This is a genomic window from Paenibacillus eucommiae, from assembly GCF_017874215.1.
GTDB classification, from domain to species: domain Bacteria; phylum Bacillota; class Bacilli; order Paenibacillales; family NBRC-103111; genus Paenibacillus_AI; species Paenibacillus_AI eucommiae.
On the sequence record NZ_JAGGLB010000002.1, the window covers coordinates 461,527 to 481,410 of the forward strand.

Below are 19,884 nucleotides of genomic sequence, written 5' to 3' on the forward strand. Positions count from 1 at the left end.
ACTACACACACTAGACCTAAATAAGTCCAATATATTAAGTTATTCGACATATAAGTTGTCACTCCCATAAAGGATATAATCCTCTATTAGGTTAGCATGAAAATAATGTTTAAACAATGTACAAAAAAAGAAGAAAATGCCCTCATCCCGGCAGTCCAGTCAAGTTCTCTCAAAATCTTAACAAGATGAAGGCAGTCTAGCACTTGTTACTCAAGCTCCAGACTGCCGTTATTCTTTATTGCTTTGACTGAACAATCGTCAGGATGTTGCCGTCTTCATCGCGCATGTTGAAAAAGGCCATTCCGGGAAAATGTTTAATTCCATAAACGATTTCAAAGCCAAGCGGAATCACAAAATCGTGGGCAGCATCGATGTCGTCTGTATGTATAGTGAATAATACAGGGCCTGGTGCAGGCGGCGGTACCGGGATGTGTTCCATCCCATTGGAGTCAAGTGCCAGGTCCGTACCATTCTCCAAATGAAATACGTGCATATGCCCGAAGTAACGATCCTCTGGTGAAACGTTCAAATCGAGCAGCTTTGCATATCGCTCTGCTGCAGCATCAAGATTGCGTACCCAGAGGGTTACCCCGGAAATGTGAGGGCGCAAGGGACTGCGTCGTCCACCCGGCCTTCCATCTACACCACCAAAAGCAAAGGCATATCCGTCCGGATCACGGACGATAAATTCCTTCCACGGCCCTCCGTCCGGGTAGGTGACGATATCTTGCGCTATGTCTGCCCCTTTTCCCTTGAACTCTTTCAGCAGCGATTCCAACTGATCCCATGTGTCCACATAGGCGTAAACGTCCACGCCGATTGCTGCCCCTTTGGCTGGGGTATTCGGTCGCACATCGTCCACGTGATCCGCTTGAAACATTTTAAGCGCGAAACCGTTCAAGCCGTCCCGCTCCACCCACCAATCTGTAACATTAAAGCCAAGTACATTCCGATAATACTCATGTGAACGTGCTAGGTCGCTAACCATGAGAACAGGCAGCGTCGAGCCAATTGCCCTGGGATTCGCCAAACAAAACAGCCTCCTTAAAATGATAAAAATATGTCACTTTACCCGACCATATGTAGCTTATTCAAACTTGTTAGTCACGACTGGTTGACACAAATAAGATGGCCGTCCGGATCATAAAACTTCACATATCCACCACATGGCTCGACGAAATAAGGCTCTGCTTCGATACGTATGCCCGCGCGAACAAGCCTGCGATGCAAAGCTCGAACATCGCGGCTGTGCAGCTCAAGCCCATGAACTGGCTGCTCACCGCGATACCAATGATCGTGCTTGTACTCATCACTCTCCACTTCTAATAAGTGAAGTCCAGGCCCTTGCCCGGAAAGGGTTCGCAAAAATGCGTGCTCCTCGATAGGCCGCTCTGGATGCTCAAGGATAAATCCGAGTACATCTCGATAAAACGAGACCGCACGTGGCAAATCTCTAACCGGCAGCTGGACGAGCGTATAGCCGTCGATGATTCCAGAAGGTTCCTCTCCATCCTGGCACACCATTACAAGGTTGTTGTCCGGGTCGCGAAGCGTGAAAAACTTCACACCAATCCCCTCTATGCCGTGAAACACATCCATTCCCTTCTCAGAGACATATTGGAACGCAGCTTCAATATCGTCACATGCGAACATGAACGGAATTTCATAATTCTCGCCTTGCCGGAAGCGATTATCGTCGAGCAGGATGGCCGCTCCAGTCGTCGTCGGTACCGTATAAATCGACTGGATTGTATCTTCCTCCCGGCAAGCCAACCCCAGCAGACCACTGATCCACTTCGCCGCGGATTTCATATTACGAACGTTTACAAATACGCCGCCGATGCGTGGACGAATCGGGCTTGTGGTCAAAGGCTCATTAGACTCGTCCAACTCAGACCCCGCTACCCCATTGCTCCAACACACCATATACGCACGGCCATCAGGATCAAGGAAGTTAAAATATGCCATGCCCGGGTGATGCTCGGGCTTCATAAGCGGTTCGCCATGCTCCGTCACATATGCATACGCCTCATCAATATCTTCACAGGAGAACATAATAAGCGGTTTCATTTCCTCCCGCCAATCCGGATTCAAGCGATTGTTCGCATTGTTATCAAGGATCAGTCCTGTTCCGGGGATATCGAACCAGTATACGGGCCCACCATTCAGCCGTTCCTCCTTTACCGGCAGCCCAAGCAATTCACTGTACCACTCCGCTGCACGCCTCAAATCAGTTACATGCACGAAAATGCTCGCCACACGATTCTGGATCGGAATTTTGTTTGCTGACGTTTTCATCTAACACCCTCCGCGACTGTTATTTGGGCTGCTGCCAAGCCTGAAATTTATTGCCGTCCAGATCCTTGAACGTAACCGATAATCCACAGCCGGACTCATCTACAAAGTCTTCCTCTTTCCATGCGCCTGCGGCTTGGAGTGATTCATTCAGCGAATATATGTCTTCCGTTTCGAAGCAGATTGCAAACATTTCAACCGGAGTATCATCCTCCGCCCAACCGGTTGTCGTGAATGTCAGCGGAATCGCATTGGGGCTTGGCAGCAGGAACAGCCATTGTCCGTCTCCCATAATCATGATCGCACCGCGCCCAGGCTTTATAGGTGAGCGCAGCTCCAGACCCAGTACACGCTCGTACCATTCTGCCGCAACTGCTGGATCAGCTACCGGTACGTAAGCACAATCAATTCGCTTTAGCATTTTCTTCTTCGTGTCAATGCTCATTTGTATCGCTCCTTCATGGTTTTGTTACTTTTTTGATAAGAAGAACGTTTCAAATAAAGAACATTTGTTCTCATTTTAGAATAACAAATTTTATCTGTAATTACAAGTGGTGGAATACATTTAAATGCAAAAAAACACCCTCTTCATGCAGTCAGAAGGTGCTTCTAGGTGAATGATATTCAGGAAATATGAGTTACTTTACCCAGACCATATAAACATTGGTGTTATCAACAAGCTTTTCATCCGCATAAACCTTCCTTGTTTCTGTTCCCAGCGTATTTGCTCGAATTAAGTGGTAAAGAAGGGCATACGCCAATTTAGGATCAGTCGTCTTATATCCATCATAATCATAACCAATTTTATTAAACGTATCGCTATAAACCCATTCATCCGCTTCACGTAAAGTTTCAAAAGTCATGTTTTCTTCATACCAGCGGATTAAGGGAAGATCATCTTTTTTTAAGTTTTTATTCGTATTTTCAGAGCGTATGATTTCGGAATATTTTTGTTCACCCATGTCCCGGTTCCTCTTCTCTACATTTAAGCAGATTCCCTAAAGCATCACGCCATACAAGTCTTTTCGATCATTAAATCTATTACTTAACAAAATGTACTTCCTGCTCCGAAAAAGGAGTCTGGCTGTAAGCCAACGCGATGCCCAACTGAAGAATGAGCTGCTTCGGAACCCGTTTTAATCTAATAGATGCTGTAAATTCCTTTTTGAATAAAAAGGGTGTTAAACGAATGGTTTCTGTGTTCAGCCAATTTGCTGCGATTGCCTGGTCATCAACTATAGTTTTTAAGCCGTCCTTATACCAGGGATGCTCATTTTCTTTGCTGGCGCCTTCTTCATTCATGCAAACATACAAAGAAATTTCATCACATATTTGTAACAGCTTGAAATGCTTCTTGACCAACTCTTCTGAAAGATTCAACTTTTTCATAATCCGCTGCTGTCTTGCCAATTCTTGATCATAAAAACTCACAGCTTCTACTTGCTTGGAATCCCTAATCGGTTGAAAGGATGAATAATAAAGACTGCACAATAAAGCAGCATATTCATTCCTGCTCTCAGTCTCATCTAATCCATAGCTGTATAACGTTAATTTAGGTAAAAAAGGATAGTCCGTAAACGAAAACGGTGCCCTAATGTGATCATTCCAAACAGGAGTCTCATCTAAACGGATCCAGCTTCTATCATGTTCATAAATAGCAAATAATACATCCTGGACGTAACTGTCATTAATAAATAGTTGCTCCTTCAAATTGCTCGCTGCTTCACCCGACAGAAACGCATGATCATGCTGTTGATACAATACAAAGTCATGTTCTGTTTCACGAACAATCATCCTTGTGGCCCCCTATTTATTCACTGTGCTTCCCCGATAAATAAAAACTACTGCAGCAAGAAGCAGCATTACACCCATCACCCGATATCCATTGATCGGCAGCCTCTGACTCTGGAACCAGCCATAATGATCAATCAGCATACTCATCGTCATTTGGCCGCATATTACAGAAATAACAGAGATGCTCACACCTACTTTAGGCACGGCATAAGCGAGTATAGAAATATAAATGGCGCCGAGCAATCCTCCAAGAAGCTGCCATTTAGGCACCTTAAACACTTCAAGCAAGTTCCCTTTCCCAAAAAATAATACCAACAGGATAAGCCCGATGGAGCCAATGAGAAAAGAGATCAATGCAGCCTCCATGGCTCCGGTATTTTTGCCAAGCCCTCCATTAATTGCTGCCTGAGAGCTCAGCCCGAGCCCCGACAAAATAAGCATAACAACAAAAAATAGCTGGCTCATCTTTTAATTACCAGGGCTTTATGCTGCTTGTGATTACGATGTAGATGCACGGATTCTATAATTATCCATTTACTCATTATTCAACATCCTCCAGTGTCGTTCCATAAAAAATCCAAGCATCCACTAAGTTAAATGTATCATCCATTTGATCAACCTATTCTAGGAAAATAAAGAAATAAAAGCAAGTTTCATTAAGCTGACCATGGTATTTATTATATCAAATTACTGAAAAAATCGATACTCACACGCCCCTAAGTACCTAATCAGGGATAATAATGAATATTTTTGAAAATCTATTAAATCATAATCGATTCATAAAAGTTCCCATCCGTTCCAAAGCCTTCTGAAGCTGTGAAAGCGAGGTAGCATACGAACATCTAACAAATCCTTCTCCACCTGGACCGAAGACATCTCCGGGGACCGTAACCACCTTCATCTCATTAAGCAGCCTCTGTGCAAATTGTTCCGAGCTTAATCCCGTGTGTGAAATTGATGGAAATGCATAAAACGCTCCGAAAGGCTCATGACAGGGTAAGCCGATATCCCTTAGCCCCTGAATAAACATTTGCCGGCGTTGATTGTAGGACTCGATCATATGATCCTTCTCCTCCAGTCCATTTGCTGACAGAGATTCGATTGCTGCAATCTGCCCAATGATAGGTGCACACATCACGGTATATTGATGAATTTTCAACATGGCCGAGATGATTTCCCGATGACCGCAGGCATACCCCACTCTCCAGCCAGTCATCGCAAAGCCTTTGGAAAACCCATTGACCAATATAGTCCTGTCTTTCATACCTGGAAGCGAAGCGAAGCTCACATGTTTCCGGTCGTACGTAAGCTCCGCATAAATTTCGTCGGATATTACGATTAGATTATGCTGCTCGACTATTCTCGCAATAGGTAACCAATCCTCATATGACATTACACCCCCGGTCGGATTATTCGGATAGCAAAGGATGAGTACCTTTGACCGGGAGGTGAGATTGCTCGTAAGTGCTTCAGCAGTAAGCTTGAAATTATCCTTAGCAAAAGTTTCGATTTCGACAGGCTTTCCTCCGCCAATAGAAGTGATCGGGGAGTATGAAATGTAGCAGGGAACCGGTACCAAGATCTCATCGCCCTCAGTAATGATAGCCCGTAAAGCAAGATCAATCGCCTCACTGCTTCCAACGGTAACCAATACTTCATCAGCCGGTTCATATTGGACATCAAAGCTATTGAACAAATACTCTGCTATCGCTTCCCTAAGCTCCAATAGTCCGGAATTAGGCGTATAGGAAGTTTTGCCCTTCTCCAGTGCGAGGATACAAGCATCTCTAACATGTTTGGGTGTGACGAAATCAGGCTCCCCTATCCCAAGTGAAATAATATCCTTCTTGCCATCGATTAAATCAAAAAATTTGCGAATACCTGATGGACGCATTTCCCGTACTGCTGGCGAGATAAAATCTCCCATTGAATGATTAGTCATCGTTAGTTCCTCCCTTTTTTGGAAAACAAAAAAAACCCGCCCCTGTATAAGGGACGAGTTTTGCACCCGTGTTACCACCCTAGTTTCACCTCAAAAAGAAGTGACACTCAACTCACGTATCCAACAATACGTGTTCCAAGTAACGCAGGAAATGCGGCAGAGCTTACTAAATTTCAGCTTGCTTCTCGGAGATGGCTTTCAGTTAACACCTGGACGTTGGTTTTCAGCAATCCCAACTCTCTGTTAGATCAGATGTGCAACCTACTATTTCTCTTCATCGAATTTTGTGTTCCGATATGAAATTTAAACCAATCATAAACATACTTCACCCGTTTGTCAACTTTTTTTTCTCAAACGGAAACGATCAAAAACATCGTTAAGTGTGAGTCACACGCTCCATTTGGGGGAGGCGGGCTGCTGCTTTGGCTGCAAAACGGAAAACGCAAACAACCGCAATATGACAGTTGCATGCGTTTAGGATTTTTTTAGACGAGCGGTTTCTGAATTAATGTAGCAAAATTAAACTGATGAACATGACCATCATTAAGAGTTGTTCTTCCTGTAACAAAGTGTACATGCTTGCCGTTGCCAACAGGAATTGCACGTCCGGTCCTTATTTTTTTGAGATTATGAAAATGGTTCAAGAAATCGGTATGCGTCAAATCTATTTCATGGACATGACTGTTGCCTACCGGGATCACTTGACCTGTAACACCTGCAAATCGATGATTATGCCTATCTGCACCCTGTTCTGCTAATTTAGTGCTGCCTTCAAATTCATGTAGATGAGTTTGTTTTTTCGTTTTTCTTTTCGCTGATTTCCGTATACTCATATGAAAAATCCCCCTTCGATTTAGTTATCATAGTATATTTAAAATTGAAGGGATTTGTGATAGCTAGTTAACTAGAATCACAAGAAATTTCTAAATTGTGTGTAATCACCACTAAAGAATCTGTCGGCGCTTTTATATAGCAGAAAACGAAAACTAAGAAATTTTCATGGTGATATATTTTTTATACTTGATATATTTTTTATATGAGATATACTATATTCATAAGGGGAGGCGATTTCAATTCAAATTTGTCCCTATTTGGAATATTCATTTAGCATATTGGGAAAGAAATGGAACGGTTTAATCTTGCATTACCTGTCACTTTGTCAGAATGGCTCGGCCCATTTTTCTGAAATAAAAAGAGACCTTACGGATATAACACCAAGAGCCCTTTCGCTAAAACTGTCAGAGCTCGTCGATTACGAATTAATTATTAAGAGAGTAACGGCAGCACCAACCGTCATTATTGCGTATGAACTGACGGAAAAAGGACGTTCCTTAACAGCCGCTCTCGAACCTATTCAGAAATGGGCCCTACATTATCAAAATCAGCCATGAGAAGAGGAGAGCACTATGAATAACAACAAGATGATTTGCGATTTGGAAACAGGTGTATGCGGGGAAGCTGGCGAGGATGCCTTGGAAACCATTGATCTCAATCAGCCCCAAAAGGTAGTTCATGTATACTATGTCACTGACCCGATCTGCTCCCATTGTTGGGCGTTAGAGCCGGTTTTGCGCCAGTTTGAAGTGCAGTATGGGCAATATGTTAAATTCCACACTGTGATGGGTGGTTTGCTGGCAGGCTGGGGCGGTTTTGCCGATGTGAAGAATGGGATTAATAATCCTGCAGATGTAGCCCCGCACTGGAGGGAAGTTGGAGAACATTCGCGCATGCCGATAGATGGCTCATTGTGGCTCAATAATCCGATCCAATCATCATATCCGCCTTCACGTGTATTTAAGGTTATACAGCAAATAGATGAGCAAATGGCTAAATCTTTTTTACGCAGGGCAAGGGAAGCTGTATTTGCTTTTAATCTAAATATAGGAGAAGATCCCGTTCTGATTGAAATTGTAAATCAAATAGGACTCGACGGAGCAGCCATCGTGAAAGAGGCAAACCTTCCAGCGGGACAGCAATTGTTAGATGAGGATTTCGCTCTCTCTAAGTCGCTAGGTGTACGTGGATTCCCTACGATCATTATGGTAAACGAGGAGAACAAGGGTGTGAAGATCGTCGGCGCAAGGTCACTGGATAACTACGTGAAGGGACTGCAGCAAGCTCTGCAGAATGAAGCCATTCAAGCTAAACCAATCCCCGCACTAGCAGAGCTCCTAGAGAAGGAAACACGTTTGTTTTCAAAAGAAATAGAGGTTATGTATGATCTTAATCAAAATGAGGTTGCCTCTTTTATACAAGCAGAGCTCTCGCCCGATGCTTATACACTAAAAGAAATTCTTGGAGAAGCCTATATCGAAAAAAGATAATGCAGCCATGCCAATAGAAATAGACCTTCCAGCAGGAAGGTCTGTTCGGTAGGTCAACTCAGTAGGTTCACTCTGTAGGTCAACTCTTTAGCTCTATCCTTCAGAAATATGCCAGCAAACGCCTGATGGATCAATGATGTTGATTTCGCGCTTCCCCCAAGGGTAGACAGTCGGCTCTTTCATTTTAATCGGATACTTCTTATCAAGAGCAGTTGTTTGCAAATGCGTCCAACAACTATCAAGATCTTCGACAACCAGTTCTACCATGAAGTTCTCCTGAAACTCCTGGTTGTGGAAGTTTTGCAGATAGAATTCCTGTTCCCCCATTCGAAAGATACTCAACGAGTTATCTGAGTACACTTTTTCAAAACCAAGATCTTCAAAAAAGTGCTGTGCGAGCGTGTAGTCTTTGCCTGATGGAATAAATGGACGAAGTTTAGTAGCTTTCATAAGTAACCCTCCGCTCTAAGTGCTCAATGTTCCGTTCTACGCAAATAGTGTCACTAAGTTGTTCTGCTTATCATACTCTTTATATTACCAAAAAAGAAATATAGCTATCAAGAAATTGAAGGCATCCTGTATTCGCATGAAAAAAGCCCGAAAGCCAGCAAAATAATCTGCCAGGATCTCCGGACTTCTATGATTAAAGTGATAAATTAGATTCCAGCTTAAGCCTGCTCGGCATCACCTTCGGCCATATGCATGAACTCCCAGAGATGACCGTCTATATCCTGAAAGCTTCCTACATACATAAAGCCATGATCAATGGGGTCGTTTGAAGGCAGTGCACCTGCTGCCAGCGCCTTATTTACAAGCTCATCTACTTTTTCTCTGCTTTCAACATTCAGGGCTACAATAACTTCAGTGGTTTTTGTTGCATCTGAAATTTCTTTTTTGATAAATGTTTTAAAGAAATCTTCAACCAAAAGCATAGCGTATATATGCTCGCTGATAACCATACACGTTGCATTGTCATCGGTATATTGGGGGTTAAATTCAAAGCCTATCTTAGTAAAAAAATCAATGGATTTTTTCAAATCTTTCACTGGTAAATTCACAAAAATTTTATCTGCTTTAGCTGCCATGGGTTATCACCTCTAAGTTTATTTATGCTGCGTGACACCTAATCAAAGTGGACAACTTACCATTGAAATATCCGGGGCGTTAGCGTGGTTCTATTACCTACTCCTTCCCTTGATAAATCGTTTCATCCTCCACTATTATAGCAAGAAACAAACATTGGGATTTCTTCTAGATTGCTATATTATTTGCTAGTGTGATTTATTTCTTCCTTCCTATTACAAAAGCTTTATCCGCTCTAGCAAAACCTATTCGCGGGTAATATTCAACAGCTCCTGGAGCTGCCAACAGTACTAAAGAACATTCATCTCCGATTTTGTCCCTTAGTAATTTTACCAATTTCCTTCCAATTCCATGTTTTTGGTAATTTATATCTACGGCAAGATCAGATAAGTAGCAACAATAGGCAAAGTCGGTTAATGCTCTGGCTAAGCCTATCATTTTTCCATCCATCCAGGCGGTTATCAGAACATCCGAATTATCTATCATTCTCTGTATTCTATCATGATCTTCATAAGGCCTCTTAATTCCTGAGTTCTTGAAAACCTCCGCAACATCCTTGGCATCTTGAACTTTTTCTTCTGAGTAGATAATCATAGGATTTCACCTTTCTTTACCTGATCAATGGACAGGTTCGCATCTGGCGCCGTTCTTAAGATCATTATGTTCTTGGATGCTGAATACTTGTATTATTTATTCAATATTATATCCCATTTATTTGAAAACTTCTGTTATTTATTTCACAGATAATCATTTCCATAACCTTGAAACTTTAACTAGTTTATCACCGTTAAACTCCAGCTTATATATGTCAGGCATCGTTGTTGACTTCCAAAAATCAAAGTTAAATCTTGAATCAAAGCAGCTCATCATTAGCGTCATTATATCTCCGTGTGTACCAATGACCATTCTTTTTCCATTAAACTTTTCCATATAACGCTGCAGCACCTTTACTGCTCTTTCCTGCGCTTGTTCGCTTGATTCTCCGCCAGGAAATGAAAGCTTTTGATTTTCAAAAACCATTCGCTTCGATTCCATAAAATCAGTTATGCTGAAATCTTCTCCTGATAATTGCCGCTCCCGTAAGTCCTCTTCCAATAAAATTTCTTTATTCAACTCAAGTGATAATGCTCTGATGGTCTGGATCGCTCTCTCAAAAGAACTTGAAATCAAAATATCAACCTCTTCCTGCATGAGGATGTCCTTGATCTTTTTGGAGTCGACGATTCCTTTTGCCGTGAGCCCTCTTGAACGCTCTTTTCCTTTAACATATAACGATTCAGCGTGTCTCACAAAATATATAATTGTTTGATTGTTCACAACTACCATTTTGCCCTCCTTAAAATACAAAAGATCGTTAATGAACCAATTGTACATGAATTGCATGTAACATTGCAGGCTTAAAAAATAAAAAAACGCCTTGCGGCGTCTTATGATGTGCGTGTTCATGACGTGGGAGCGTTGCGGAGGTAAGGAGCGTGGGCTCCAGCCGCTGTTAAAGATTTGTTCCCTTGAATGAAATGGTTGATAGGGTAGGAACAATTCTTTAAAGGCGGACGCTATCGCTCTTCCTCCCACACCCCTTACCTCTCTTTAGCTACAACCGAACGAACACCAAGCTCAAACGGACAGCCAGCAAGGGATTTTCTCTGGATGGAAGGAGATTTCCCGCGGGGGCCAAGCCGCTGAGACTGAAGATCGGCCCCGCCAGCGGGCACAACCAAGAGGTTCTGCTATTTTAACGATGTTTTTCATCGCTAAAAGTACCAGGTCGACTCCACAACCTTATTTAACGATGAAAAACATCGTCCTTAAGTGATTTTCTTTTTAGGCAATGTCGTCGTAACGTATTGATCATCTAAAATTATTTTAGCTATATATAATATTTGTCCCATATGTTCTGAAAAATGTGCTGCGCATTGAAATAACATGTCTAAATGGGTTCTCTCCCTATCTCTAACTACTTGCGTTCTCAAAAATGCAGTTTCCGTCATATTCCGTGTGGTATCCTTTAATTCCTCAAATGATTGTTCGAAAATATGCTTTAATTCCGCTTTAGTTCTATACATGTTTTCAAATTCTGCATCTCTATTTCTTATAAAATCTTTATTATTTATCCCTTTACTTATTCGCTCATGGATGTTTTCTGAAATATGTACAATTAAGTTTGTTATGCTATTACTGGCTTCATTAGGACTCCAATTGACTTGTTCATCGCTTAACTGATCTAGAACTAATAGAGTTCTCTTCTCAATCTCGATAAATTTATCTACCAACAGGTTTATAATGTTCTCCATAAAAATCACCTCACTGAAGATATTCCTTCTTCACTTTAAGCCAAATCAATAGTCCTTTATTTCAATTCTATTTCCCTCCGGATCAATAATGACTCCGATTGTTCCCCAATTAAATCTATGAACTTGTATTGATAAGCCTCGATTTTCAAGCTCTTCAATTGTTTGGTCAAAGTCTTCTACTTCTATTCTTATGACAGTTGGGTTTTGAGCCCTATTCTTCTCCGTTTCATTTGATATACCCTGATGCTCAACCATCAAGTAGCTTCCACCAAAATCCAATTTAGATAAACCTTCTTTTCTTTCTCTTATTGGAAGACCAAGCTTTTCAGTATAAAACTTTACATTCTCTTCATAATTTTCTAAAAACAAAATAAACCCTGATTCTTTTATTCTCATTAGATTTAAGCACCTCAATCATGCATGTATTGTTTTTAAGTATTCCTTCAGCGGCACCATATGATGCTGGTCATGCCAGATAAAATCCTTTAGGTATTGCGGGATACTGAATACATGGCCACTACCGTCTAAATAACTCCGATTCACGGTCTCTTCTGATAGTGAACTTATATCACCAATGATCTTCTTGCGATAAAATACGGCCTTCTCCAGTAATTCATTCGTTGTGATAGTTTTACCATACTCAATTGCCTCGCTATTAAAATCATCATAGTTTAAATGTCTAAGCGTAACTGGCTTATCAGAGGCAATTTTTTCAATGGCTTCTTCATAAAAATACTTGTCCCACAGCATGATGTGACTGACTATGTCCTTAACGGTCCACTTCCCCTGCTCAATGCTGGAGTTCCAAGTTTCTTCCGATATTTGCTGCAGCAAATTTGTGAACGAAATCCATTCTTCAAATGATGCGATGAGTTCTTTCAATTCTTTGAGTTCAATTGACATCGTTAGTCACTCCATCTCATTCTTTAGTTGGCCGGATAAAATACCCGCTTTTCTAATAACTTCTATTCGCTCTTCTCTTCCTTCTATTTTCTTCATCATGTCGATTGCCGTTTCAAAATTCATAATTACATAACCTGTTGTCTCATAACCTTGGGGCATTTCAACAAACTTCTTTACCCGTGCTAAATAGTACAATCGATAGGCGTCATATTCTTTCCAATACCAGCTTGCAAAAAGAGTTTTTTCTTCTCCTAATTCGATTCCAATTGTGGTCAGCACCTTTTCTTCCCGATCCCAAACCACCACCACATTCCCATTGTCTAATATCGGGACGCAATGCACGCCACCTATTTGTTTATCTGAGGATATCTCAGAAATGAATTCCAGCATCTTTTGCCCTCCTTTTCTCAGATCTGGTATTTATTTAATATTGTTATTTCCGTATCACCATTTCTGGTATCGATAAACTTTACTAACAAGGAGATGCGATTCTCAGGGTTTAGTAATTTCCAATAATGATCTCTCACATCTTCAATTTCATCCATCAATTCCACTTCAAATGGTTCACCAGTAAAAGGGGTTAAGATGCCATCTATTTCGCTGCTGTATGTATGAATACAATGCCCGATTCCAGAAACAAAGCTATCATAATGATAAAAATATCTCTGGCAGCCTACTACGTGGGTATGTGCTTTTTTTAGAATAGATAAGGAGTAGCGGCTTTCTGAAGTGTCTATAAGTCCAGATATTCTAGGCGTATAATGGGGGGCATCCGGTTCATACTCCCTCTTAAACAATGATTTCTCCAATGATTCTCCAGCTTTAATGCCTTCCAAAATAGTGTCGGTCTGATCTCCATTTGTTATTATATGGTAATTACCAATGCTCTTGATGGGGTAATAAATGATTAAAGAAGGGTCTGTCATCTTGCTTTCATCGAAGGCGATATTTCTCACATCATTATTTTCTTTTTGAAATGCCCGATTTCGACTGTTCTCACTTCTCCCCATAATCCAATATACTTGTACAAAATGGGAACTTGAGGGTGTCATACCGATAATCATACCGCGGCCAGGATATGGATTAGATTGTAGCTGTTTCATATAAGTCTCCTTGAAATTGTTATAGTCTTTCTGCGTTAAGCGGAGGAAGTATGGTTAAAGTATGGTTGTATTTAGAGACTCGCTCAAAAATCTTTCCAGCACTAGTCCTACACCATCATCTTTACTTAAGGTAATTTCTACAATTGGATAACTCTACCATACCATAAATTGTAAGCCCTTGTTCAACAAAAATTCTGCTGCTAAGTTGTTGATCGTTGAGCAGGTTTTCAGCAGTTTCGTGGAGAAATAATCAAATAAACTCTGCCCGTTAGAGTGAAAAGTGGAGGTGTAGCAATGGACATTATTAATAAACTTGCATACAATAAATCATTTTGGTCGGATTACCTTTGGCTGACAGAAGTTGAACGGACCTATCCCGAGCTAGAGAATTATATGGTAATCATGCCAGTCCATGATCAAATGATATTCAAATTGGAGCTGGATGAGGATTTCTCGCTGCTGTCCCTGCTTTTGGCAACGAAGGCTGATGATGAAGGACTGGAGATTGCTTGGGATGATCAGGCCCATCCCCATCCATATGTGTTTCGATTTGAAGAACTGGAAAGAATCAGTGACGCCATTGGTCGCCATCCGGACTATAGAGGACCAGTTGCCCTTCCCTTCCTACTCTTGTTCCGATTTACTGCCGTGCTGCCGGAAGAGTGGGATCGCTTTGCGCAAGTGGTGAAGGAATCATTCCAATCCTTGTACATTTTTAATGAGGAGGAACTCGCGGAGTTGCTTGCACACATCGTTCGAATTAAGGGGCTAGAATTCCAGTGGATTCAGGAAGAGCAGGGTTGGGTATTAGTCGGAGAAGACGCTTATTCGTCTCGCAATCGTCATAATCACGAATTCCCCTTTGCATTGTTAGAGAATTCAGGAAGTTCCTTGGGCGGATCTGATTGATGGATAATCGGCGTACCTTCAGACAGAACCACGCTCGAAATCGACTTTATCTTCTTTGGCTGTTTGAATAGCCTCCTCGCCTCCAAACCATTCTACATAATCCAAAGTAAGAGATTATGTATCATTTTCTGCTCCTTATCTTCATATTCCTTTGTAAATCAATGCGGAGATTGAAATATTCAATTGCCGCTTTTTTATTCACAAACCATTCAATCTTGCTTAAAAGCGTGAAAAGGTTCAATACATCCAGAATTGCTGCTTTTAAGGCAGAAGCCCAAACCATAAGATAAGGGTAAGCAAGCCGGCTTCGGACTTGCGACGGTACCAGTAAAATATGGTAAGGGAGGAAAGAACATGAACTTAACGAGGGGCAAAGGTGTATCTCTGCTGTTGTTATTTGCACTTGTGCTTGCAGCGTGCAGCAGCGGGAAAGGCAGCAGTAACGGAGATGGGAGCAAGTCATCACAAGTTCCGGATTTGACAGCTGCACAGCAAATTCCGAAGAAGGCTAATTTGCCAGAGGGCGGTAAATACGATCCGCCAATCGAATTAACGACTGTACGCGTGCAGCAACCAACGGTTAAGTTCGCCAATGGCGACTCCATGGAGAACAATTATTGGACTCGGGCTTACGAAGAGAAATACGGCATTAAGCTGAAAACCTTATGGGCAGTTGATCCAAGTCAATTTGAACAAAAAATGAATCTGTCGATCGCCTCCGGCGAAATTCCTGATTTCTTCCAGGTATCGGCTGTCCAATTCATGCAGCTTGCGGAAGCTGGTATGCTTGCGGATCTGACGGAGGTTTATGAGAAGCATGCTAGTGATGGCGTTAAGGCATTGCTGACCGAAGAAGGAAACATTGCGCTGGATTCGGCGACGATTGACGGCAAGCTGATGGCTATTCCGTTTACTTCACCAAGCCGGGAAGGGGCTCAAATGCTGTATGTACGCGTTGATTGGCTGAAGAAGCTCAATTTGCCGGAACCGAAAACGATGGACGATGTCTTGAAAATCAGCGAAGCCTTTACCTCACAGGATCCTGACGGCAACAAGAAACAAGATACGTACGGACTAGCAGTCGATATGGATTTCTATTTACTGACAGGATTCTTCAACAGCTTTCATGCTTATCCCAGGATGATGATCAAGGATGATGCGGACAAGCTGACCTACGGTACGATCCAGCCCGAAATAAAGACAGCTTTTGGCAAGCTGCAAGAGATGTTCAGAGGCGGACAGATCGATCCCGAATTTGGCGCCAAAAATGCAAACAAAGTATATGAATCAATTGCGAACGGCAAGATTGGTATGTTCTACAATCCTCCTTATGCCGGCTTGTTTCCATTGCAAGCGGCTAAGGAAAAGGATCCGTCGATGGAATGGAAGGCGTTTGCACTTACCTCAGCAGATGATAAGCCGGCCTTGTCCCAGGCTGAGCTGGGCGTTGCCGCTTACTGGGTTGTAAAGAAAGGCGTTCAACATCCGGAAGCAGTGCTCAAGCTGCTCGACTTCTGGCGGGAAATCAGTTACGAGAATAACATCGACGACATTTTCAAGAAGCAGTATATCGAAGCCTCAAATGAAGACGAACAGGTTTGGCTGCTTAACGCGATCTCCGCTTACAAGTCGTTCAAAAACATCGAGGTGAGCTTGCGGGTTATTCAGGCACTGGAAACTTCCAATACGTCCGAATTAACGACTGAGGAAAAAAGTGTATACGATAAAATTCAGAAGTTCCAGGGCGGCGACAACAGCAATTGGGGCTATAATCTCATATTCAACAAAGGCGGCTCCATGTCGGTAGCTGATTATTACCGAAAAAACAACCTTTATCTCAATAACGAACTGACGACTGCACCATTCCCTTCAATGGTAGAAAATAACGCAACGCTTGCGAAGATGGAAACAGAAGCATTGACCAAGATCATTCTTAATTTGGCGCCGCTTGATTCGTTCGACGATTATGCGGAACAATGGCATAACCTGGGTGGAACCAGTATCCTGAAGGAATTGAATGATTGGTACGCCGCTAAAAGTAATTAATTGATAGGAGGAAAAAACGATGCATCAAATCAAATCGTTAAGCCGGCAGTTTAAAGAAGAAGGGTATCTCATTTTTCCGGAAATATTTGTTGGTGACGAGCTGCAGCGGCTGTTGACCGCGTGCAATTATGTGCACGACCAGTTTGCAGCGGAGCATGACAGGCTGCATCCTGGCGTGGACTTTATCAGCATGTCCCACATGAATGATTCCCGCTGGCACAGCGACACCAGGGAACATTTCAAGACGATTATGGAAACGGTTGCCGACCCGCGCTGCCTCGGCATCGTCGAGCAAATATTCGGCAGCCCATCGTTGTTTCGCAGTATGCAATATTTTGTTAATCGACGTTATACAAGCTCGGAAGGCAACTGGCACCGGGATTCGCAGTTTGGCGCGAAGGACGATGCGGAAGAACGGGCAAATCTTGATCGAATATGGAAAGGGGACTACTCGCAAGGCTACGGATTACAGTTTCAAATTGCACTCGTGGATAACGACGATGTTGAATTTGTGCCCTATTCCGGTAATCGGTACGATTCGCCAGAAGAAGCTTACATTCGTCTCGCCGGTCAGAAGAGTCATAATCTAGAGGATGGGATGCCCAACGCGCTGCGGGTGGAGCTGAAAGCTGGGGATGCGCTCATTTTTAATCCTTTTGGTTTGCACCGCGGCCGTTATTACAAAGAAATACCGAGACGGACACTGATGCTTACCTACACGCCGGAGGATTATCCGACATATGACTCCTTCTCGACGCAGCCATGGTTCGAAGAACCTGGATATTTGGACGGTTTGTCTCCCCGGGCAATCACTTATTTCCAACAGTTCATCGATGTTTTCAGAAATTTCTGGAAGGAAGGAAAATAACGGTGACTAAGAAGGGCTAAATTCAGGATCTCTGGGTTTTCTTTTCCGGAGATCCTTTGGTGCTTCATGTCCCGAAGATGTTTTTCAACCTGGGATCTTGTCTTTTACAAATCGATCAAGGTCGATACTGCTCTTCTAATAATACAAGCTCATTGTTTACAAAATGTATATTAAACAGCCTATCGCTATTCTCAATGGAGTCCTTCTCATTAACAAAGTCTTGAAAGCCCACATATCTTGATTTTGTCCCGTCCAATTGGTAAATAAGCAGATCTTCCTTGGCTGTTACTTTTTTATTTTCTATCTGTTTATTTCTTATGTAAAAACCATTATTTAAAGAGGCTGCATCTTCAGCTTTATCTTCTTTGGCTGCTTGAACAGCCTCCTCGCCCCCATACCATTCTACGTAATCAACAGTAAGGGAATATGTATCATTCTCTGCTTGCAGCTTTTTGATATAAGCTAACTTCTTTGTAACCTGCGGCAGCTTTTCAAAAATTCGATTCAATTTATACACTTCGTCTGAAAGTAGCGATTCATTATATATTTGTGCTTCTTCATTTCTTGTCCGAGCATCCACAATTTCTTGTTTTTGAGATAAGCTTGTAGTGTTTAATTCATTGTATTTTTTATCTACGTCGTTCATATTGTTTATTAATGCATCCATTTGCTGCTCCATAGTTTGTAACGAAGTTACTGTGGACAGGTTCGATATCTTTACTGCTCTAATTTGATAAAAATATACGATGTTTAATAGTATAGATAGACAAGTAATGAAGATTAAAACAGTTATTACGTAATAAAGCCTTTTTACTTTCACTCTACATACACACCCCTACCTTCTTTAATTTAGCCCTTTAATTATTCCTATGGGTAGTTCAAAGCTCTCTCCCAAATCTTTATGATCTCCGTAGCATCCTTCAAGTTTATAGGCTTCTCCTGCATCACTTTTACCTATAAAAAGAGATTTGCAATTTGTGCTTCTTATCCTTTTTTTCCCGTGCTTATCTTTAGAGTTATCATAAGTCAGCTTAATATCTGTGCCATTGTAGGCTAAATTATAAAAGATTGGGTCTCCCTCTATGGTAAAGCGGGTAATTCGCACCTTGTCCTTTTTTTGGAGATTCATGTTAGTTTTAAAGGTGTCCAGTCTTTCCATGTTATTCATGTTCCCGTGTAAATCAACGATATCCCCATTTTTAATGGCAGTTTCATAGTCATATACGGAATTACAAGAGGTTAGAAGTGCACTACATAGTAATATCAAAAATACAAATCGGACATGCATGAATGGATTCCCCCCTTTCTCTTGCCTTTGTTTTTATTTCGACGTCCCTGGCTATAAACCTCCTCTTGGTTGGAGGAGATTTCCTAGCGGGCAAAGACGCTGGGGATGAAGAGCTGCTACTTTTACGATGTTTTTCATCGTTAAAAGCTTGAGGTTGTCCCCACAATTTTACTGCACTTAAACTCTCTTAACTAAACAAAAAACGGACAGTTCCCTCAAGGAAATGTCCATCATTGTTTATTCGCCGATAACAAGCGCATTGCTTCATTCAACTCGCTCCTATTTTCTGACTGTATAAGAACGGTAAGCTCTTTTTGCAGTAAATATAGACAGCAGGATTAACGCTAAGGCCATAACTGGATGAAGTGCGCCTGCCGCGGGCAAATTAGCGGTGAAATACTGGAAATAAATAAGACCAAACAAAGCAAAGCTCAGCCAGCCTGTTCCTTTGGGCAATCGGCCCGTAAAGGCAAAAATAATCAATAAAAGTGGAATAAATTCAAAAATATGCACAAAATTCACGTGGGTTATCCAATGACTAGGCGCATTAAAAACCGCCATCCCGGCTATATAGGTTTGAACGACAATACAAGCAACTAGCGCACAAGCCAATATAAGAAAGATTAATCTTGAAAGCCGCACACGATCACTTAGCTGAGCTTCTTCTTTCATTTGTTTATCCCCCCTCGTTCTATTTTTTTCGTACAATTATTATGGCTATTGCTGCACAAATAAATGGCAAAATAAGCGGGAGATATTTAATCCCAATGGCCTGATCGAACAACAAGAAGCCCGCCGCGCCAATCACCGATGAAAGCACGAAACCTCCAATCACTCCACCCAGCATAGCCACGAGCACGATCATGATCTTTTTATTCATAATGCCTCTTCCTCCATTCAATTTTTCATCTTTCATTACTTGATTGCTATATTAGCACCCAAATGTTGCGAACTTATGACGAACATTTACGGATTCCGTGAAATTTTCCACATTGTTTAAGAGGCGTTATATAATAAAAGGGTGTTGGGAACCAC

Annotated in this window: 26 protein-coding genes and 1 other annotated feature; of the genes, 5 read left to right on the forward strand and 21 right to left on the reverse strand. The window is 41.9% G+C overall.

Going from position 1 to position 19,884, the window contains the following annotated elements:
- Window positions 1-235: 235 nt before the first annotated feature.
- The 8 genes from J2Z66_RS04455 to J2Z66_RS04490 all read right to left on the reverse strand — a co-directional run bounded on the left by J2Z66_RS04455 (window position 236) and on the right by J2Z66_RS04490 (window position 6,864).
- On the reverse strand, window positions 236-1,030 hold the full coding sequence (locus tag J2Z66_RS04455; protein ID WP_209970146.1) for a VOC family protein: 795 nt from the start codon (window positions 1,028-1,030) through the stop codon (window positions 236-238).
- A gap of 74 nt (window positions 1,031-1,104) precedes the next feature.
- Window positions 1,105-2,298: a VOC family protein gene (locus J2Z66_RS04460; RefSeq protein WP_209970147.1), complete on the reverse strand. Its 1,194-nt coding sequence runs from the start codon at window positions 2,296-2,298 to the stop codon at window positions 1,105-1,107.
- Window positions 2,299-2,317: 19 nt separating this feature from the next.
- Window positions 2,318-2,740, reverse strand: coding sequence for a VOC family protein (locus J2Z66_RS04465; protein WP_209970148.1), 423 nt, complete (start codon window positions 2,738-2,740; stop codon window positions 2,318-2,320).
- 193 nt (window positions 2,741-2,933) lie between these two features.
- On the reverse strand, window positions 2,934-3,257 hold the full coding sequence (locus tag J2Z66_RS04470; protein WP_245375259.1) for a hypothetical protein: 324 nt from the start codon (window positions 3,255-3,257) through the stop codon (window positions 2,934-2,936).
- A 79-nt stretch (window positions 3,258-3,336) separates the two neighbouring features.
- Window positions 3,337-4,089 carry a DUF3891 family protein gene (locus tag J2Z66_RS04475; protein WP_209970149.1) on the reverse strand — a complete coding sequence of 251 codons (753 nt, stop codon included), beginning with the start codon at window positions 4,087-4,089 and terminating at the stop codon, window positions 3,337-3,339.
- Between the two features lie 12 nt (window positions 4,090-4,101).
- Window positions 4,102-4,554: a DMT family transporter gene (locus tag J2Z66_RS04480; protein WP_209970150.1), complete on the reverse strand. Its 453-nt coding sequence runs from the start codon at window positions 4,552-4,554 to the stop codon at window positions 4,102-4,104.
- 301 nt (window positions 4,555-4,855) lie between these two features.
- The gene (locus J2Z66_RS04485) at window positions 4,856-6,031 is read right to left on the reverse strand and encodes an aminotransferase class I/II-fold pyridoxal phosphate-dependent enzyme (protein WP_209970151.1); all 1,176 of its coding nucleotides are present in this window, start codon (window positions 6,029-6,031) and stop codon (window positions 4,856-4,858) included.
- A gap of 46 nt (window positions 6,032-6,077) precedes the next feature.
- Window positions 6,078-6,318: a binding site (T-box leader), on the reverse strand.
- 198 nt (window positions 6,319-6,516) lie between these two features.
- Complete coding sequence (locus J2Z66_RS04490; RefSeq protein ID WP_209970152.1) at window positions 6,517-6,864, reverse strand: YmaF family protein; 348 nt, start codon at window positions 6,862-6,864, stop codon at window positions 6,517-6,519.
- Between the two features lie 240 nt (window positions 6,865-7,104).
- On the opposite strand from J2Z66_RS04490, the gene J2Z66_RS04495 reads away from it, so the two are divergent.
- Together J2Z66_RS04495 and J2Z66_RS04500 are read left to right on the forward strand one after the other, a co-directional pair.
- Window positions 7,105-7,422, forward strand: a complete 318-nt coding sequence (locus tag J2Z66_RS04495; RefSeq protein WP_209970328.1) for a winged helix-turn-helix transcriptional regulator — start codon at window positions 7,105-7,107, stop codon at window positions 7,420-7,422.
- A gap of 15 nt (window positions 7,423-7,437) precedes the next feature.
- Window positions 7,438-8,355 (forward strand): DsbA family protein, encoded by a 918-nt coding sequence (locus tag J2Z66_RS04500; protein ID WP_209970153.1) that lies wholly within the window; start codon window positions 7,438-7,440, stop codon window positions 8,353-8,355.
- A 93-nt stretch (window positions 8,356-8,448) separates the two neighbouring features.
- Here the strand turns inward: J2Z66_RS04500 and J2Z66_RS04505 are convergent, their stop codons facing one another.
- The 9 genes from J2Z66_RS04505 to J2Z66_RS04545 form a co-directional block, all read right to left on the reverse strand.
- On the reverse strand, window positions 8,449-8,805 hold the full coding sequence (locus J2Z66_RS04505; RefSeq protein WP_209970154.1) for a VOC family protein: 357 nt from the start codon (window positions 8,803-8,805) through the stop codon (window positions 8,449-8,451).
- Window positions 8,806-9,023: 218 nt separating this feature from the next.
- A complete protein-coding gene (locus J2Z66_RS04510; protein WP_209970155.1) occupies window positions 9,024-9,440 on the reverse strand; it encodes a VOC family protein in 417 nt (138 codons plus the stop codon).
- A gap of 196 nt (window positions 9,441-9,636) precedes the next feature.
- A complete protein-coding gene (locus J2Z66_RS04515) occupies window positions 9,637-10,032 on the reverse strand; it encodes a GNAT family N-acetyltransferase (protein ID WP_209970156.1) in 396 nt (131 codons plus the stop codon).
- A 153-nt stretch (window positions 10,033-10,185) separates the two neighbouring features.
- On the reverse strand, window positions 10,186-10,764 hold the full coding sequence (locus tag J2Z66_RS04520) for a histidine phosphatase family protein (protein ID WP_209970157.1): 579 nt from the start codon (window positions 10,762-10,764) through the stop codon (window positions 10,186-10,188).
- A 482-nt stretch (window positions 10,765-11,246) separates the two neighbouring features.
- The gene (locus J2Z66_RS04525; RefSeq protein WP_209970158.1) at window positions 11,247-11,732 is read right to left on the reverse strand and encodes a DinB family protein; all 486 of its coding nucleotides are present in this window, start codon (window positions 11,730-11,732) and stop codon (window positions 11,247-11,249) included.
- Between the two features lie 45 nt (window positions 11,733-11,777).
- Window positions 11,778-12,128, reverse strand: coding sequence for a VOC family protein (locus J2Z66_RS04530; protein WP_209970159.1), 351 nt, complete (start codon window positions 12,126-12,128; stop codon window positions 11,778-11,780).
- An 18-nt stretch (window positions 12,129-12,146) separates the two neighbouring features.
- The gene (locus J2Z66_RS04535) at window positions 12,147-12,635 is read right to left on the reverse strand and encodes a DinB family protein (RefSeq protein ID WP_209970160.1); all 489 of its coding nucleotides are present in this window, start codon (window positions 12,633-12,635) and stop codon (window positions 12,147-12,149) included.
- Window positions 12,636-12,641: 6 nt separating this feature from the next.
- Window positions 12,642-13,025 (reverse strand): NUDIX hydrolase, encoded by a 384-nt coding sequence (locus J2Z66_RS04540; RefSeq protein ID WP_209970161.1) that lies wholly within the window; start codon window positions 13,023-13,025, stop codon window positions 12,642-12,644.
- Between the two features lie 17 nt (window positions 13,026-13,042).
- On the reverse strand, window positions 13,043-13,738 hold the full coding sequence (locus tag J2Z66_RS04545) for an IMP cyclohydrolase (RefSeq protein ID WP_209970162.1): 696 nt from the start codon (window positions 13,736-13,738) through the stop codon (window positions 13,043-13,045).
- A 294-nt stretch (window positions 13,739-14,032) separates the two neighbouring features.
- Between J2Z66_RS04545 and J2Z66_RS04550 the strand changes: the two genes are divergently transcribed.
- The 3 genes from J2Z66_RS04550 (at window position 14,033) to J2Z66_RS04560 (ending at window position 17,561) form a co-directional block, all read left to right on the forward strand.
- Window positions 14,033-14,647, forward strand: coding sequence for a hypothetical protein (locus J2Z66_RS04550; protein WP_209970163.1), 615 nt, complete (start codon window positions 14,033-14,035; stop codon window positions 14,645-14,647).
- A 354-nt stretch (window positions 14,648-15,001) separates the two neighbouring features.
- Window positions 15,002-16,693 (forward strand): extracellular solute-binding protein, encoded by a 1,692-nt coding sequence (locus J2Z66_RS04555; RefSeq protein ID WP_209970164.1) that lies wholly within the window; start codon window positions 15,002-15,004, stop codon window positions 16,691-16,693.
- Between the two features lie 19 nt (window positions 16,694-16,712).
- Window positions 16,713-17,561: a phytanoyl-CoA dioxygenase family protein gene (locus J2Z66_RS04560; protein WP_209970165.1), complete on the forward strand. Its 849-nt coding sequence runs from the start codon at window positions 16,713-16,715 to the stop codon at window positions 17,559-17,561.
- A 115-nt stretch (window positions 17,562-17,676) separates the two neighbouring features.
- Here the strand turns inward: J2Z66_RS04560 and J2Z66_RS04565 are convergent, their stop codons facing one another.
- From J2Z66_RS04565 to J2Z66_RS04580, 4 genes are all read right to left on the reverse strand, one after another.
- A complete protein-coding gene (locus J2Z66_RS04565; RefSeq protein ID WP_209970166.1) occupies window positions 17,677-18,228 on the reverse strand; it encodes a hypothetical protein in 552 nt (183 codons plus the stop codon).
- 177 nt (window positions 18,229-18,405) lie between these two features.
- Window positions 18,406-18,849, reverse strand: a complete 444-nt coding sequence (locus tag J2Z66_RS04570) for a DUF4362 domain-containing protein (RefSeq protein WP_209970167.1) — start codon at window positions 18,847-18,849, stop codon at window positions 18,406-18,408.
- 279 nt (window positions 18,850-19,128) lie between these two features.
- Window positions 19,129-19,521 carry a DUF6220 domain-containing protein gene (locus tag J2Z66_RS04575; RefSeq protein WP_209970168.1) on the reverse strand — a complete coding sequence of 131 codons (393 nt, stop codon included), beginning with the start codon at window positions 19,519-19,521 and terminating at the stop codon, window positions 19,129-19,131.
- Window positions 19,522-19,540: 19 nt separating this feature from the next.
- Window positions 19,541-19,729 carry a DUF5957 family protein gene (locus tag J2Z66_RS04580; protein WP_209970169.1) on the reverse strand — a complete coding sequence of 63 codons (189 nt, stop codon included), beginning with the start codon at window positions 19,727-19,729 and terminating at the stop codon, window positions 19,541-19,543.
- Window positions 19,730-19,884: the final 155 nt, after the last annotated feature.